14 protein-coding genes and 2 pseudogenes are annotated in these 16,223 nt (G+C 62.6%); 13 read left to right on the forward strand and 3 right to left on the reverse strand.

Annotation, left to right across the window (positions count from 1 at the left end):
• Positions 1–270: pseudogene (locus tag HX613_RS20165) on the forward strand (proteasome ATPase); the annotation flags it as partial.
• Here HX613_RS20165 and HX613_RS20170 read toward each other — a convergent pair.
• Complete coding sequence (locus HX613_RS20170; protein WP_235346960.1) at positions 256–723, reverse strand: DUF3054 domain-containing protein; 468 nt, start codon at positions 721–723, stop codon at positions 256–258. The pseudogene HX613_RS20165 and the gene HX613_RS20170 overlap by 15 nt on opposite strands.
• Before the next feature lie 32 nt (positions 724–755).
• Here HX613_RS20170 and dop point away from each other — a divergent pair.
• From dop to HX613_RS20205, 7 genes and pseudogenes are all read left to right on the forward strand, one after another.
• A pseudogene (gene dop, locus HX613_RS20175) lies at positions 756–2,296 on the forward strand (depupylase/deamidase Dop).
• Positions 2,293–2,484, forward strand: coding sequence for a ubiquitin-like protein Pup (locus HX613_RS20180; RefSeq protein WP_235346954.1), 192 nt, complete (start codon positions 2,293–2,295; stop codon positions 2,482–2,484). Before dop ends, HX613_RS20180 begins: the two are co-directional and overlap by 4 nt.
• Position 2,485: 1 nt before the next feature.
• Complete coding sequence (gene prcB / locus HX613_RS20185; RefSeq protein WP_235346955.1) at positions 2,486–3,283, forward strand: proteasome subunit beta; 798 nt, start codon at positions 2,486–2,488, stop codon at positions 3,281–3,283.
• A 16-nt stretch (positions 3,284–3,299) separates the two neighbouring features.
• A complete protein-coding gene (gene prcA, locus HX613_RS20190) occupies positions 3,300–3,989 on the forward strand; it encodes a proteasome subunit alpha (RefSeq protein ID WP_235346956.1) in 690 nt (229 codons plus the stop codon).
• Positions 3,989–5,392 (forward strand): Pup--protein ligase, encoded by a 1,404-nt coding sequence (gene pafA / locus HX613_RS20195; RefSeq protein WP_235346961.1) that lies wholly within the window; start codon positions 3,989–3,991, stop codon positions 5,390–5,392. The genes prcA and pafA overlap by 1 nt, the downstream gene beginning before the upstream one ends.
• A gap of 51 nt (positions 5,393–5,443) precedes the next feature.
• The gene (locus HX613_RS20200; protein ID WP_235346962.1) at positions 5,444–6,400 is read left to right on the forward strand and encodes an FKBP-type peptidyl-prolyl cis-trans isomerase; all 957 of its coding nucleotides are present in this window, start codon (positions 5,444–5,446) and stop codon (positions 6,398–6,400) included.
• Positions 6,401–6,439: 39 nt separating this feature from the next.
• Positions 6,440–6,814 carry an FKBP-type peptidyl-prolyl cis-trans isomerase gene (locus HX613_RS20205; RefSeq protein WP_204235663.1) on the forward strand — a complete coding sequence of 125 codons (375 nt, stop codon included), beginning with the start codon at positions 6,440–6,442 and terminating at the stop codon, positions 6,812–6,814.
• Between the two features lie 29 nt (positions 6,815–6,843).
• On the opposite strand, the gene HX613_RS20210 is transcribed toward HX613_RS20205, so the two are convergent.
• Entirely contained in the window at positions 6,844–7,968 is a 1,125-nt protein-coding gene (locus tag HX613_RS20210) for a DUF3866 family protein (RefSeq protein ID WP_235346963.1), read from the reverse strand.
• Between the two features lie 88 nt (positions 7,969–8,056).
• Between HX613_RS20210 and HX613_RS20215 the strand changes: the two genes are divergently transcribed.
• The 5 genes from HX613_RS20215 (at position 8,057) to HX613_RS20235 (ending at position 13,839) form a co-directional block, all read left to right on the forward strand.
• Positions 8,057–9,031 (forward strand): helix-turn-helix transcriptional regulator, encoded by a 975-nt coding sequence (locus HX613_RS20215; protein WP_235346964.1) that lies wholly within the window; start codon positions 8,057–8,059, stop codon positions 9,029–9,031.
• Positions 9,015–9,902 carry a WYL domain-containing protein gene (locus HX613_RS20220; protein ID WP_235346965.1) on the forward strand — a complete coding sequence of 296 codons (888 nt, stop codon included), beginning with the start codon at positions 9,015–9,017 and terminating at the stop codon, positions 9,900–9,902. Before HX613_RS20215 ends, HX613_RS20220 begins: the two co-directional genes overlap by 17 nt.
• A gap of 100 nt (positions 9,903–10,002) precedes the next feature.
• Entirely contained in the window at positions 10,003–10,284 is a 282-nt protein-coding gene (gene tatA, locus HX613_RS20225) for a Sec-independent protein translocase subunit TatA (RefSeq protein WP_235346966.1), read from the forward strand.
• A 56-nt stretch (positions 10,285–10,340) separates the two neighbouring features.
• A complete protein-coding gene (gene tatC, locus HX613_RS20230; protein ID WP_235347184.1) occupies positions 10,341–11,108 on the forward strand; it encodes a twin-arginine translocase subunit TatC in 768 nt (255 codons plus the stop codon).
• Positions 11,109–11,115: 7 nt separating this feature from the next.
• Complete coding sequence (locus HX613_RS20235; protein ID WP_235346967.1) at positions 11,116–13,839, forward strand: DEAD/DEAH box helicase; 2,724 nt, start codon at positions 11,116–11,118, stop codon at positions 13,837–13,839.
• Positions 13,840–13,943: 104 nt separating this feature from the next.
• Here the strand turns inward: HX613_RS20235 and secA2 are convergent, their stop codons facing one another.
• On the reverse strand, positions 13,944–16,205 hold the full coding sequence (gene secA2 / locus HX613_RS20240; RefSeq protein WP_235346968.1) for an accessory Sec system translocase SecA2: 2,262 nt from the start codon (positions 16,203–16,205) through the stop codon (positions 13,944–13,946).
• Positions 16,206–16,223 lie beyond the last annotated feature (18 nt).

Raw genomic sequence — 16,223 nt, forward strand, 5'->3', positions numbered from 1 at the left:
GGCCAAGAAGAGTGCGATCAAATCACTGCTGGAAACCGTGAGCGCGGTCTCCAGCCGAAGCACTTCGAAGAGGCCATCGCCGAGGAATTCAGCGAGCACGAGGATCTGCCCAATACGACGAATCCCGACGAGTGGGCGCGGATCTCCGGTCGCAAGGGCGAGCGGGTGACACATCTGCGGATGATGCACCTGGATACGACGCGTGGAGCTCCTGCGGTTCCGCTCGAGAAGGATATCGCCGAGGTGTATCCGAACTCAGACCTGGTCTGAGCCGGCTCTCCGGCCCTGTCCGGTACGGATCAGCACCGGCTGCGGATCAGCGTCGGCGTCGGCGTGGGCTGGTGCCGCCGCCGTCACGGCCGTGGCGATGAGCCGCCATCCGACCAGGGTGATGAGGTTGAGGCTGGTGGCGACGATCATGAAGCTCACAGGCACCTGTCCTGGGTCGCCTCCGGCACCGGTGACGCCACGGATGACGAGCCCGACCAGCACGGTGATCGCCCACACAGCGGTCCCCGTGGCCAACGGGGCGATCGGGCGATCCCAGATTGCCGAGAGCAGCCAGGCGATGCCGAGTCCGGCCAGGAACGGCCACGCTGTGGTCAGAAGCCCCTGGGGATCGAAATTATGAGAATGTGTGTAATGACCGATGATGGTGAATAGGACAACTAGGACGAGGTCGACGATCAACGCGATCGGGAGATGAGATTTCTTCGCAGCCACGTCCCCGAGTCTAAACGTTAGAGGGAGTTCAGATGCTCAGTGTCCACCGTGTGATGGGTTCCGAAACCGAGTTCGGACTGAGCCAACCGGGCAATCCGGGAGCGAATCCGATGCGTGACTCGGCGCGTGTCGTCGACGCCTACGCGGGACCGCGCGGACTCAGGTCCTCACAGAACTTCTGGGACTTCGCCACCGAATCGCCACTCGCGGACGCACGCGGCTTCTTCATGAACGTCGCCGACGCCGACATCTCCCAGCTCACCCACATGCCCCAGGAATCCGTCGAAGCACAGTACCTGGCCAATGTCGTGACCGAGAACGGCGCCCGCTACTACGTGGACCACGCCCACCCGGAATACTCCTCACCGGAGGTGCTGACTCCGCGTGATCTCGTCACCTTCGATCGTGCGGGAGACCTGGTGGCATTGGCCTCGGTGCGCAGGCTGGAGGCAACGGATGAACCCGTCAACCTCTACAAGAACAACACCGATTCGAAGGGTCCTCCTACGGCACCCACGAGAACTACCTCGTGATCGGGCAGTTTGATTTCGACGACCTCGTCGCCGGACTGATCCCGTTCTTCATCAGCCGGCAGATTCTCTGCGGGTCCGGTCGAGTGGGCATCGGACGCGAAGGTGAGACCGCGGGCTTCCAGATCTCCTCGCGCGCGGACTTCTTCGAAGCCCAGGTGGGCCTCGAGACCACCCTGCGCAGGCCGATCGTCAACACCCGCGACGAACCTCACGCCGATCCGGCCAAATATCGTCGGCTGCACGTCATCATCGGCGATGCCACAATGGCCGAGCCGGCCACGCTGGTCAGATTCGGGTCGACCTCCCTCGTGCTCGGCCTCATCGAGGCAGGACTCGTCCCCAGGCTCGAACTCGCCGACCCGATGCAGGCTCTGTGGGACGTCAGCCATGACCTGAGCCTGAGCACGAAGCTGCCCATGTCCGACGGCACCTCGATGACGGCTCTCGAGATCCAGGACACCTACTACTCGGCCTGCTTCGAACACGCCGGAGATGACGCAGACACCACCGAGGTTCTCAGCGAATGGAAGAGATTCCTCGACGGCTTGGCCACAGACCCACGCAGCCTGTCCGACTCCATCGACTGGATTGCCAAATGGGTGCTGCTCGAAGGCTACCGAAAGAAGGAGAACCTTGATTGGGACCATCCGAAGCTCGCGCTCATCGACGTCCAATACCACGACGTTCGGCCCGAGAAGGGTCTGTTCTACAAGCTTGAGAAAGCCGACCGGATCCGACGGCTGACGACCGATGGTGAAGTCGAAAAGGCCGTGGTCTCCGCGCCCGACGGAACCCGGGCCTACCTGAGATCCCTGGCCGTGACCCGATTCTCGGACTCACTGGTGGCAGCGAGCTGGGACTCGCTCGTCCTCGACGCCGGAGAGTACGGAATCGTGCGTCTGCCGATGAGCGAACCGCTCAAGGGCAACCGTGAACTCCTCGAGGACAGACTGGCTGAAGTGCACGACTCACAGGCACTGCTGCAGGCACTGGGAGTGGATAGACTGAAAACGACGAACGATGAAAGAGGTGCGAAATGAGTTCGCAGGAACAGGTTCAGAGAGACCATTCGGGCGGCGGGGGAGAACCACCCGCGGAACCGCCTGAGGCCGTGCAGGGCCAGATCAACACTCAGAACGTGGATTCGATCCTCGACGAGATCGACGGAGTCCTCGAATCGAACGCAGAGGAGTTCGTGCGCAACTTCGTCCAGAAGGGCGGCCAATGAGATGTCAGGATTCTCTCCTGCATTTCTGAGTTCGACGAGCAATTCGTTCGTCGAACTCGCCCGAGCCGTGGCACCCGAGGCGCTGCCGACCACGGCCGGGCATGATCTGGGGAATCTGGCTCCGGAGGGCACGACGATCATCTGCTTCCGCACCGCCACGGGCATCCTCATGGCAGGAGACCGGCGCGCGACGATCGGGACCATGATCGCCTCCCACTCCATGGAGAAGGTGCGACCAGCCGACGATTTCTCGGTCATCGGCATCGCCGGAACCGCGGGACTCGCGCTCGATCTCATCCGTCTCTACCAGCTCGAACTCGAACACTACGAGAAGATCGAAGGTGCCCGCCTGTCGCTGGGAGGCAAGGCCAACCGTCTGGCGTCGATGCTGCGCGGAAACCTGAACTTGGCCATGCAGGGGCTGTCCGTTGTTCCGCTCTTCGCCGGCGTCGACGAAGCGACTCCTGCCGGGCAGATCTTCAGCTTCGATGTCACCGGCGGCAAATACGAAGAGCATCGATTCCATTCGATCGGCTCCGGCTCCGGCTACGCGCGTGGGGCGCTGAAGAAGCTGTGGCAGCCCGACCTTCACACCGATGCTGCGATCTCGGTGGCCGTTGAAGCCCTCTTCGATGCCTCTGATGATGACTCGGCCACCGGTGGCCCTGACTTCGTCAGACAGATCGCTCCGACGATCTTCACCGTTGACCTTGAGCACGGGGTTATCGAGATCCCTTCGGCCGACGTGATGTCTATTGCCGCTGAGGTCATCGAACGTCGGACCAGAAAGGCACAGTAATGAATGAGGCACGCCCATGAGCCAGGCACCGTTCTACGTCTCACCCGAACAGCTGATGAAGGACCGGGCCGACTTCGCCCGCAAGGGCATCGCCCGGGGTCGGTCGGTCGTGGTGCTGCGCTACGACGAAGGCATCCTCCTTTTGGCAGAGAATCCTTCTCCGACGCTGCACAAGATCGCCGAGATCTACGACCGCATCGGCTTCGCCGCAGTCGGCAAGTACAACGAGTTCGAGACGATGCGCCAAGCCGGTGTGAGGTACGCGGACCTGCGAGGATATTCCTACCACCGCAGCGATGTCACCGCGCGGGGGCTGACGAACGCATACGCGCAGACGCTGGCCGGGGTCTTCACGACCGAGTCGAAGCCCTTCGAGGTCGAACTCGTCGTCGCTGAGCTCGGACTCACAGCCGAGACCGATCAGCTCTACCGGCTCAGCTACGACGGTTCCGTGATGGATGAGACCGAACATGTGGCGATCGGGGGACGGGCCGATGACATCACAGCAACGCTGAAGGACCTGTCCACCTCGGTGCTGCCGCTGCGCGAGGTCTTCGACCATGGTGTGCGCGCTCTTGCCTCCGCGGCATCCGGCACATTGCCGACCCAGGACCTCGAGGCAGCCGTGCTCGACCGGAATGCAAGCGGACACCGCACATTCAAGCGACTCAGTGACGCCATGATGGCGCAGCTGCGGGAGGACTGATGGCCAGAATCTACGGACTCGAAACCGAATACGGGCTTGCCCATTCGGCAGGAGAGGGTGACCGACGCATCGGTCCCGAGGAGATCGCACGCTATCTGTTTCGACCCATCGTCGAATGGGGACGTTCCTCGAACGTGTTCCTGCCCAACGGTTCCCGGCTCTACCTCGACGTCGGCTCGCACCCCGAATATGCCACCGCCGAATGCGATAATCTCAGCGATCTGCTCACACAGGACCGCGCGGGCGAGTCCTTGATGATCGACCTGCTGAACCAGGCACAGTCGAGCATCGAGGCCGATGGACTCGGCGGCCGTATCCACATGGTCAAGAACAACACAGATGCGGCGGGGAACTCCTACGGCTCCCATGAGAACTTCCTCATCCGCCGCAACCTCGATTTCAACCGTCTGACCACGGTGCTGCTTCCCTTCCTCGTCTCCAGGCAGCTGCTGGTGGGTGCCGGTGCGATCATCCCCGCACAGTCGTCCTTCCAGCCCGACGTCGAGGCGAACCGAGCAGACATGATGTTCGGGCTCTCGGCACGTTCTGATGTGATGTGGGAGGGACTGTCCTCGGCCACGACTCGTTCACGCCCGATCATCAACGCTCGAGACGAACCGCACGCAGATGCGGAGAAGTACCGTCGTCTCCATGTCATCGTCGGTGATTCCTCGATGTCGACAGCCACCTCGGCGCTCAAGATCGGCTCGGCCGTGCTCATGCTCGACCTCATCGAACAGGGCGCACGCATCCCCGAACACGGTCTGCGCCACGCCGTGCGCGATATCCGCCTCGTCGCCAGGGACCTCACCGGCTCGGTGCAGCTCGAGCGCACGGACGGGACGACGATCACGCCGCTGAACCTGCTCACCGACTACCGCGACCGTGCTCAGGTTCTCGTGCAGAAGGGAGACCACAGCCTCGGCGACGATGGGATGGCCGAATACGTCATCGACCTGTGGACCCGGATGCTCGAGGCGATTGCAGCTCAGGACTTCTCCGCCGTCGACCACGAGATCGATTGGGTGATGAAGAAGACGCTCATCGACCGGGCAATGGCCCGCGGCATCGACGATCTCACGGATCCGCGGATCTCTCGCCTCGACATCGCTTATCACGACATCACCCCCGACACCGGCCTGTTTCCCAAGCTGGAACGCTCAGGTTTGGCGAAGAACCTGGTCACGCCCGAGGCACGCGAAAAGGCGAAGGACGTCCCACCGGCGTCCACCCGGGCAGCCATCCGCGGAGAATTCGTCCGTGCCGCCCATGCCGCACGCCGTGACTACACCGTCGACTGGGTGCATCTGCGACTCAACGACGAATCCGGCCGTGCCGTGGCGCTGAAGAACCCCTTCGAGCCCACGCACCCACAGGCTGATGCTCTCATCGCGGGCCTGTAAGATCTTCGCTTGTAAGATCTCAGTGATCTGGTCTTGAACGAAAGGAAACACGTGCGCACCAAAGTGCTCGCCGTCATCGCGGCCGCCACACTTCTTCTGTCCGCCTGCGGACAGGGTGAGGAGGCGGAGGACACGACAAGCGCCCCGCCCTCTGTCTCGGCCGAGGACGCGAAGTCGACCAGCCTCGACGACATCACGGTCGACGGCAAGGTAGGTGAGAAGCCGAAGGTCAGTTTCGACGCACCCCTGGTCGTCGACAAGACCGGAGACACCGTCATCAGCGAGGGCAAGGGCGACAAGGTCGCAGACGGTGAGCAGGTCACCGCACAGATGACCCTGGTCTCGGGCACGACCGGCAAGCAGATCGAGTCGAGCTACGATTCGAAGTCACCGGCCGGGTTCCCGATGGACAAGAGCCAGATCTCGGAGCAGCTCTACAGCGCACTCCTGGACACGAAGGTCGGATCGCGCGTGCTCATGTCGCTCAACGGCAGTGCGCAGGAGGGCCAGCCGGCGCAGACCCTCGTCTACGTCATCGACATCGAGAAGACGACGAAGCCCCTGACCCGCGCCGAGGGCGAGAAGGTCGATCAGTCGAAGAATCCCGTGATGGTGAAATGGGCCGACAACGGTGAACCCTCGATCTCGAAGCCGAAGGGCAAGGCTCCGAAGGAGCTCGAATCGTATACGACGATCGAAGGTGACGGGCCGAAGGTCAAGGAAGGCCAGAGCGTCGCCGTGCACTACTCCGGCTGGCTCTGGGACGACAATTCGAAGTACTTCGACTCAAGCTGGCAGGATGGACGCGGACCCTTCGCCGTCGACCCAGTCGGCCAGGCTCAGGTCATCGATGGTTGGAACGAAGGCCTTGTCGGTGCAAAGGTCGGCAGCCAGATCGTCCTCGTCATCCCACCCGACAAGGGATACGGAGAACAGGGCAGCCCGCCGAACATTCCCGGCAATGCCTCCCTCGTCTTCGTCATCGACGTCCTCTCGGCCCACGGCTGAGATCACAGACACCACAGAACTACGACTTAAGGAGACACCATGAGCAAGCAGAAACCAGTCGTCGATTTCCCCGGGACCGAGGCTCCGACCGAGCTCGTCATCGTCGATGACATCATCGGTGACGGCGCCGAGGCTGGTCCCGGCAATACCGTGAGCGTGAACTACGTCGGCATCGCCCATTCGACCGGTGAAGAATTCGACGCCTCCTACAACCGCGGCACTCCGCTCGAGTTCCGCCTCGGCTCCGGCATGGTCATCTCCGGTTGGGACCAGGGCATCCAGGGCATGAAGGTCGGAGGCAGGCGCACCCTGCAGATTCCTCCGCACCTGGCATACGGCGACCAGGGCGCCGGCGGCGTCATCAAACCGGGCGAATCCCTGATCTTCGTCTGCGATCTGGAGAACGTGCGCTGAGTCGCAAGCAGTGAATCGGCTGCCGAGACTCAGATCTCGGCAGCCAATCTGCCCGCCGCGGCAGCAGCGAGAAATGCTGCTGCATCGGCGGGCAGTTTTCGTCCCATCGTGGACAGGCCCACCGGCGAAGACTTGAGTCCTGCCCACAGGCCCTCCAGGCTGACACTGACCTGATCATGCATGTGCAGCATCGGCAGCTGTGCGGCTGCGACCTCGGCCACGCCGGAAGGGTCGGTTTCCATCTCAGCCCGGTCAGCCTCGGCGAGGGTGGAGAAGTCCGGGACCGGAATCGTCATACCGGGGCGGGCGATCTCGGCCAGCGAGGTCAGAGAATGATGGGAGACTCCGTAATGCCGGCCACGGGCATCGGCATTGGACATGCGCAGGACACCCACAGGGGTCCCACCCAGCAGAGCGGCCGCATTGAGGTGCTCACCGGTGACGAGGCCGGAATATCCGTATTTGGTTCCGGTTCCCAGATTTCCCGGTCCCTGCGCGACGATGGCGATATCGGCCCCGAGGACATGCTTGGCGGCGAGCAGGCCCGTGTGAATCGTCACAGCCTCAAGATCGGCGCCCCAGGATTGGCCGGTGCTGATGGTTCCGTGCAGCCAGTCTGCGTCCTTCAGCCCGGCCGCAGCCTGGGAGAAGCTGGCGGGCAGAGCCGCACCGTCGCTGAGGACATAGGCGATGCGAAGGTCGGGATTGACCGTGCGGATGCCGGCGATGATGGCGGGAAGAGCCGAATGCAGATCCGCGACGAGCACAGGCATCCCACCCAGAGACTCCTCCCTGGCCAAGGTCTCATGATGCTCAGATTCCTGGTCGTCGACGCCGAGGACCATCGTCTGCAGAGGGGAGTAGCGGTCCTTGACCAAATGCCCTGGCCCCTCGGGCGGGTCGGTCGGCAGTGCATCGGGCAGGGCCACGACGAGACCGAAGCCGCCGGTGCCCAAGCGTTTGGCCAGAGCCGAGACATTGAGCAGAACCGTGTCCCCGACCTGCGGATGTCCGACGGCCTCGGTATAGGCGACCGCCTTGATGCTCGTGATCGTCGTGCCCGGCAGCGCCTGGTCAATATCGGCCTCGACCTCTGTGTATCCTGGCCGGGTGGAGCGAATCGTGGTCACGGTTCCTCTGCGCCAATGAATCATGGTCCTAAGACTATCGCCCGCATTAGGTTACGGTGGAATTGTGAATACACCCCGCCCCAGCAGACAGAGGCAGCAGACGGAACGTCTGATGAACCTGCTGATCGCTCTGAGAGCCGCCCGCGGCTGGGTCTCGCGGAAGACCCTGATGAGCGCCATCGACGGCTACGCGGGACTTGACGACATCGCCTTCGACCGCAAGTTCTCCCGCGACAAGGAGCTTCTGCGGCATATGGGGATCACGATCGCCACTCGCGCCGAACATGACGCCTACTCAGACGTGGGGGAGACGGGCTACCGGATCTCCGCCGATGACTACGCGATGGATGACGTTGAGCTCACCCCCTCAGAAGCGGCCGCGGTGGCAGTTGCCGCACAGTACTGGTCCGACACCGAACTCGGTGAGTCCAGTGCGCAGGCGCTGACGAAGCTGCGCGCCCTGGGCATCGACCTCACCGAGGCAGGGCCCGGGCATGTCGAAGCCAATCATGGGCCTGCGGCACGGAAGCTCGGCAGTGCGAACTTCGCCACAGCCCTCCACCACATCAACGCCCGTGAGGCGATCAGCTTCAAGTACCACAAGCCCGGGCAGAGTCCCCGCAAGGTCCAGCTCGAACCCTATGCGCTGCTCAGCCGCGGTGACCGGGTCTACCTGCTGGGCCACGACATCGACCGGCAGGCCCAGCGCACGTTCCGGCTCTCCCGGGTCGAGGGCAAGCTGACGAAGCTCGGCGGACGGGACCCCGGCGACTATGACATCCCCGCGGATTTCGCCCCACATGTGGCACTGAGCTCGAGCACGGAGATGGCGGTCGTCGCCGAGGCGAAGCTGCGCATCCGCGCCCACCGTGCGGACCCCCTGCGCCGACGACAGGTGCGCACGGAGGATGAAGCCGTGATCATCGAGTTCAGCGATGCCGCATCCCTGGCCGCGGAGATCGTGAGCTTCGGCACCGCCGTCGAGGTGCTTGCCCCGGTCGAACTGGCCCAGGCTGTCGAGGACCGACGGCGCACAGTCAGAGAGTCCCTCGAACGACTCGGAGGTCGCAATGCCCTCAGCGCGTGAACGACTCACCCGGCTGCTCAGCCTGGTCCCGTATCTCGATGCCCACCCGGGGGCCGACCTCGAGGAGACCGCGGCCTACTTCAACATCGATTCGGACACCCTCATCGATGACCTCCAGCTCCTGTTCGTGACAGGTCGACCCGGCCACATGCCCGATGACCTCATCGATGCCAGCTGGGAAGGCGGGAAGATCTACATCTCCAATGCTGAAGAGGTTTCCGTCCCTGTCCGACTCAGCGCCGAAGAGGCTGGAGTCCTCGTCCTGGCCCTCGAACTCATCGACACCCTGCCCGGGCTCGACACCGAGGCGGTGCGGACGGCAGCGTCGAAGCTGCGACTGGCTGCGGGGGAGAACCTCCACACACCTGTCGAGGTCAGCCCGATCCCCGCGGACGAAGAGCTCATGACATTCCTCAAACAGGCGATCGATACGGAAGCGGCGGTCGAGATCGACTACTACGTCGGTTCCCGAGATGAACTGACCCGGAGGATCATCGCCCCCAGCCGGCTGGTGCCCGGGGCGGACTGGTACCTGGATGCCTGGTGCTATGCCGCTCAGGCTCCACGCCGTTTTGCCCTGAGCAGCATTCGCTCCTGGATTCCGGCTGCACATCCGCCGTTGACCGTCAGCACTCCGCAGTCGAGTGCGCGGGAAGTCACCATGACGCTGTCCGCAGCGGGCGCATGGCTCGCGGATGAACTCGAATTGAGCGAGCGTGAATACTTCGCCAACGGTGAGCCAAGTGTGCGAATCAGATTCCTGGTGCACTCCGTGGACTGGTTGAGTCGATTCCTGCTGTGCCATGCCGACGTCATCACCGACATCGACGACAGTGAAGCGGTCGACGCCGCACTGACGCGGCTGGGCTAAGGCCGGTCCTGGCACATCGGCCCCAGCCGTGGCGCGAGGATGAAAGGCACAGCCACACAGCGTAGAATCGTTCACAGCAGACAATAGTCAAGGAGTCCCCATGAAACCGAGTTTCGTGCAGATCGCGATCGTGATCCTCATCATCGTGATCATTTTCGGCGCACCCAAGCTGCCGGCGCTGGCCAGAAGCCTGGGTCAGTCGATGAAGATCTTCAAATCAGAGGTCAAGGATCTCCGTGATGATGACGAGCCCAAGAAGACCGAACCGGGCGAGCTCAACCGCGAGGCAGGCGAGAACGACACTTCGTCGACCGCTGAGGCTGCCCGAAAGCCTGAGCAGCCTGTACAGGAAAAGCAGGATCCGCAGTCTCGCGAGAAGTGAAAGAGCAACACGACCGGCGATCGTCTTCGGCACGTAAGAAGAACCCTGAGCGGAAGATGCCCGTTGTCGGGCATCTCATCGAACTCCGGAATCGTCTCCTTGTCGCGGCGATCGCGATCGCCCTCGGTGCCGTCGCCGGATGGTTCCTCTACGATCCGGTCCTCGACATTCTGCAGGAGCCGATCCGCAGCATCCGTGCCTCGGGCGACCGGACGGCTGAGATCAACTTCGCCGGAGTCGCCTCCCCGTTCGATCTGAAGATCAAACTGTCGTTCTTCATCGGCATCTTCCTGTCTTGCCCGATCTGGCTCTACGAAGTCTGGGCATTCATCGTTCCGGGGCTGACGAAGAAGGAGAAGCTGTACTCGCTCGGCTTCCTCGGTGCTGCGATTCCACTGTTCCTCGCGGGGTCGACCATGGCCTTCTTCGCCCTTCCCAACGCAGTCAAGGCACTGACGTCGTTCACCCCGGCGGGTGGGACGAACATCATCCCCGCGCAGGACTACCTGAGCTTCGTGATGGTCATCATCGTGGTCTTCGGTCTGGCGTTCGTTCTTCCGGTGCTCATGGTCGGGCTCAACATGATGGGCATCCTCTCGGCCGCACGGATCCAGAAATCCTGGCGGATGATCGTGATGATCGTGTTCCTGTTCGCAGCCATTGCCACCCCCACTCCCGATGCCATGTCGATGTTCTTCCTCGTGATCCCGATGATGACGCTGTTCTGTGCGGCATGGGTGATCTGCGTGTTCAGCGACCGGAGACGTAAGAAGAGGCTCATCGCGCAGGGCCTGTGGGTCGACCCCGACGAACCGATTGACTGAGAGAAGAATGACTGAATCCGTGAGCCCGCTCGAACCCTCGGCAGGTACTGAGCCATTGAGTCCTGCGGCGGCCTATGCCGACTATCGAGACAGGACGAAGAAGGCGCAGACCCCCTTGGGGCGGTTCGCGGCCAGGACCGACTTCGAACTCGACGACTTCCAGCTCGAGGCGTGCACGCAGCTGCAGGAAGGCAAGGACGTCCTCGTCACTGCGCCCACCGGTGCCGGCAAGACTCTGATTGCGGAATTCGCTGTCGAGCTGGCCAGGGACGAAGGCAAACGGGTCTTCTACACCACCCCGATCAAGGCGCTGAGCAACCAGAAGTTCAACGACCTCATGGAAGTCCATGGTGTCGACAACGTCGGGCTGCTCACCGGTGACACCTCGATCCGGCGTGATGCGCCGATCATCGTCATGACCACAGAAGTCCTGCGCAATATGCTGTACAACGACCTGTCGGGACTCTCCGACCTCGGGTTCGTCGTCCTCGACGAGGTTCACTACCTCGCCGACCGTTTCCGCGGACCCGTGTGGGAAGAGGTGATCATCCACCTGCCGGACCGGGTGCAGATGGTATCGCTGTCGGCGACCGTGTCCAACGTCGAGGAGTTCGGCGCCTGGCTGCGTGAGGTGCGTGGGCCCACAACCGTCATCTCCACCTCTCATCGCCCGGTGCCGCTGGTCAACCATGTCCTGGTCGGTCACCGTATGTATGATCTGTTCACTCACCACGACTCCGACCGGATCGATCCCGCCCTCAACCATGCCACCCGGACCCATGGTGGGCCCCGCTCGAAGCGCGAACGAGCCACCCGTGCCCGATTCCGCAGGCCCAGCAGAACCCAGGTCGTGTCCTCTCTGGCAGAGACCGGGATGCTGCCGGCGATCATGTTCATCTTCTCCCGGAATGCCTGCGACGAGGCGGTGGAACAGTACCTGGCCTCGGGTTTCGACCTGAACTCCCGTGAAGAGAAGGTCATCGTCAATGCCGCACTGGAGAAGCTGCGCGATGAGCTGGCCAGCGAGGACCTTGGCATCCTCGGATTCCACTCTTTCAGGGAAGGTCTTCTGCTGGGAGTCGCCGCCCACCACGCGGGGATGATCCCGCAGTTCAAACAGCTCGTCGAGGAACTCTTCTCCCAGGGCATCATCAAGGTCGTCTTCGCCACCGAGACCCTGGCGCTGGGCATCAACATGCCTGCACGCACGGTCGTCCTCGAGAAGCTCGTGAAATTCAACGGTGAGGCCCACGTCTCGATCACGCCGGGGGAGTACACCCAGCTGACCGGACGTGCCGGTCGCCGCGGCATCGACAAGATCGGCCACTCCGTCGTCATCTGGCACCCCAGCTTCGAAGTCAATGAGATCGCAGGGCTTGCCTCCAACCGCTCCTACGCGCTCAACTCTGCATTCGGACCCACCTACAACATGACGGCGAACCTGCTGTCGCGGATGAGTTCGGCGGAGGCAGCGAAGGTCCTTGAGACCTCGTTCGCTCAGTTCCAGGCCGACAAGGCCGTCGTGGGGTTGGCGAAGAAGGTGCGGAAGAACGAAGCGACGATCGGATCCTATGAGAAGTCGATGCAGTGCGAGCTCGGGGACTTCGCCGAGTATGCGCGTCTGCGGCAGGCCATCAGCGATACCGAGAAGCAGGAGACTCGCACCAAGTCGAAGAACCGGCAACGTGAGATCGTCGAGTCGCTGAGTACACTCAAGGTCGGCGACGTCGTCACCCTGCCCGCGAAGCGAGTTGAGGGCACTGCCGTCATCATCGCTCCCATGAGTTCCCGCGACGGAGGTTCACGGCTTCCGACGGTCCTGACCGAACAGGGCAAAGTCTGGCACCTGCGCCCCCACGAGGTGACCGAACCGCTGGCGGCACAGGGCCGGGTCCGTGTGCCGAAGAAGTTCAATCACCGGCAGGCGGGGGACCGGAGGCAGCTGTTGGGCATCCTCAACGATGCCAAACACGACGGCAAGGTCGATTCAGAGGCCCGATGGGAATCCCCAGCCGGTGCTTCTGGTGTCAGCTCGAGCGTGTCGGAGATGACCGCGCAGCTGCGAGCCCATCCCTGCCACGAGTGCCCGGACCGCGAGATGCACGCCAGGTGGGCCAACCGAGCCGCCAAACTGGTCAAGGAGAACGATTCGCTCATCGCCCGGATCGAAGGCCGAACGACGTCGATCGCTCTCGTGTTCGAACGAGTTCAGGACGTGCTGCGCACGCTGGGCTTCGATCCCGAACAGTCCGATATGCTGCGTCGGATCTACGGGGAGCGCGACCTGCTGGTGGCGCTGACCATTCGCTCGGGACTGTGGGATAACCTCGTCGAACCTGAACTCGCAGCATTCGCCTCGTGCTTCGTCTTCCAATCCCGGCGCGGTGACACCCTCCATCCGGAGCGTGCCCCGAGTCGCGACCTCAAGGTCAACGGAGATGAAGCAGTGACGATCTGGCGCAAACTGTTCCAACTTGAGGAGCAGCACGCCCTGTCCACGACGCAGGAGCCCGACAGAGGACTGTTCAAGCCGATGTACCGCTGGACCGAAGGCAAGAACCTTGCCGACTCCCTGCGCGGCACGGACATCGCAGCCGGAGACTTCGTCCGGTGGGCCAAGCAGAGCCTTGACTTGCTCGGTCAGGTTGCGGAGGTGGCCGAACCGGAGACTGCGGTGCGTATTCGTCGGACAATCGAAGCCATTCGCCGTGGAGTCGTCGCCGACTCCTGATCGGCAGATCGTTCCGGACTCAGCAGCGGGATCTGGTTCAGCAAGAGGATCTGGTTCAGCAAAATGGGCCCGCCTTCAGCAATGAAGACGGGCCCAGATGCTTCTCAGCGCTTGACCTTCTTGACGATGTTCTCGATGTCGGAGCCGAACGCGCTCTCCGTGGTCAGGTAGGTCCACGTCGACGACGGACGCTTGAGCCCGTGCGATTCCAGATCGATCCCGGTATCCGTGAACTCTGCCTCTTCGATCGTCGTCGCTGAATCCTCGATGACGTCGGACCAGAACGAGGAGAAGACGCGGATGGACTCCGTGTTGAACGCCTCATGCGGCTTTTCACGTGCGAAGGTGCGCAGATGGATGCCCTCACGCAGATCGTTGAGGAAGGCGAGGTGGTCGACCCAGCGTGCGTCGAGATGGAACAGCATCACTTCGCGCAGCGTCGCGTCGACGAGCTCCTGCGAATGCTCGTCCGCCAGATTCTTCGCCACATCGCCGAGGCGCCCTTTGAGTTCGTTGATGGCCTCATCATCGACACGCAGCTCTTGGCGTCGAGCCAGGACGAGGTCACGCTGCTTGGCCATGAGCTCGTTGAACTTCCAGGTGTCGCGGTGGAGTGCCGTGTTCTGACCTTCAGCGACGCGCTGAGCGTGTTCGACGAGGCTCAGCGCCCGCTTCGACTCGATCCACCCGGTCTCATCTCCTTCGGAGACGAAACGTTGGATCTCCGGGACACGGGTCAGCAGCTCATCTTCAAGGCTGGTGAAGAACACGGACGTTCCCGGATCGCCTTGGCGTCCGGCGCGGCCGCGCAGCTGATCATCAAGACGTGAGGACAGGTAGCGTCCGGCACCGATGACCAAGAGTCCGCCGGCATCGGCGACGCTGTCATCGGCTAGGCGGATATCGGTGCCGCGTCCAGCCATCTGGGTCGACACCGTCACCGCCCCGGGGGCACCGGCTGCCGCGATGACCTCAGCCTCGAGCGAATCGTCCTTGGCATTGAGAACCGCAACATCGATGCCGCGTTCGGTCAGCCGAGCCGCCAGTGATTCGCTTTCCGCCACCGAGGAAGTGCCGATGAGCACGGGACGATCCTTGGCATGGTTGTCGGCGACCTCGTCGACGATCGCGCGTTCCTTCGACTCCTGATACGTGTAGAGCCTGTCAGGTTCGTCGTTGCGGATGACGGGCAGGTGCGTGTCGACGGGGACGATCTCAAGGTTGTAGAACTCGCGCAGGTCATCGCCGACAGCCAGTGCGGTTCCCGTCATACCGCAGACGGTCTCGTAGCCGTGGATGAGCTCTTCGACAGTCATCTGGTCGAGGATCTCACCGCTTTCAGTGGTGCCGACGCCTTCCTTGGCCTCGACTGCTGCCTGCAGTCCGTCTGGCCAACGCTGCAGTTCGGCCACACGCCCACGGGAAGCCGAGATGAGTTTGACCCGTCCGTCGACGACAAGATAGTCGACGTCAAGCTTGACCAGGGACTTCGCATACAGGGCCAGGTTGACCGCAGCGAGATCGGACGCGTCTTCACCGAAGAGCTCGACACCGAGTTCAGCTTCGACGCGGTTGATTCCCTCGTCTGTGAGCGAGACTGCCTGATGATCCGGGCTGATCTCGTAATCGACGCCTGGCTCAAGGCTCTCGACGAGTGCCGCGATCGCAGCGTTGGCGTCTTCGACGCTGGCCGATCCGGCGAGGACGAGGGGGACACGAGCTTCGTCGATGAGCACGGAGTCAGCTTCGTCGACGATGACGACATCACGATCCGGGACGCGAATCTGGTCGTCATCGGTGACGAAACGGTCACGCAGCACGTCGAAGCCGACCTCTGTCACGGAAGCATAGAGAACCTCAGCACCATAGCTTTCGCGTCGCTCGGATTCGCTCTGAGTACCGGAGATCGATGCTGACTTAACACCGAGGAGTTCGAAGAGCGGCTTCATCCAGGTCCGGTCGCGAACAGCGAGATAGTCGTTGACGCTGACTACGTGGACTCGACGACCCTGCAGAGCGTAACCGGCTGCAGCGAGAGCGCCGACGAGCGTCTTGCCCTCACCGGTGGCCATCTGCACGATATTCGCCTGCAGCAGTCCCACCAGGCCCTTGATCTGCGTGTCATAGGCGCGTTCGTCGAGAGACCGTTCGGCAGCCTCACGAGCCAGCGCACAATAGCGAATGAGGTTGTCCTGCGCGGAGCCTGAGGTGAAGATGTCGGCAGCGGCCTCTGTCAGTTCGCTGTCATCCATCTTCGCGTACTCACGACTCGCGGCCGCCATATCGTCAGCGGCCTTATCGAACCATCCCGTGGCTTTGTCGGCCTGTGCGCCGGGTCGGTTGAGCAGTCGTGAAAAGAAACCCATTATCGTCCTTCGTCGAGT

The sequence above is a fragment of the Brevibacterium sp. UCMA 11754 genome, assembly GCF_021532275.1.
Taxonomy (GTDB): Bacteria; Actinomycetota; Actinomycetes; order Actinomycetales; family Brevibacteriaceae; genus Brevibacterium.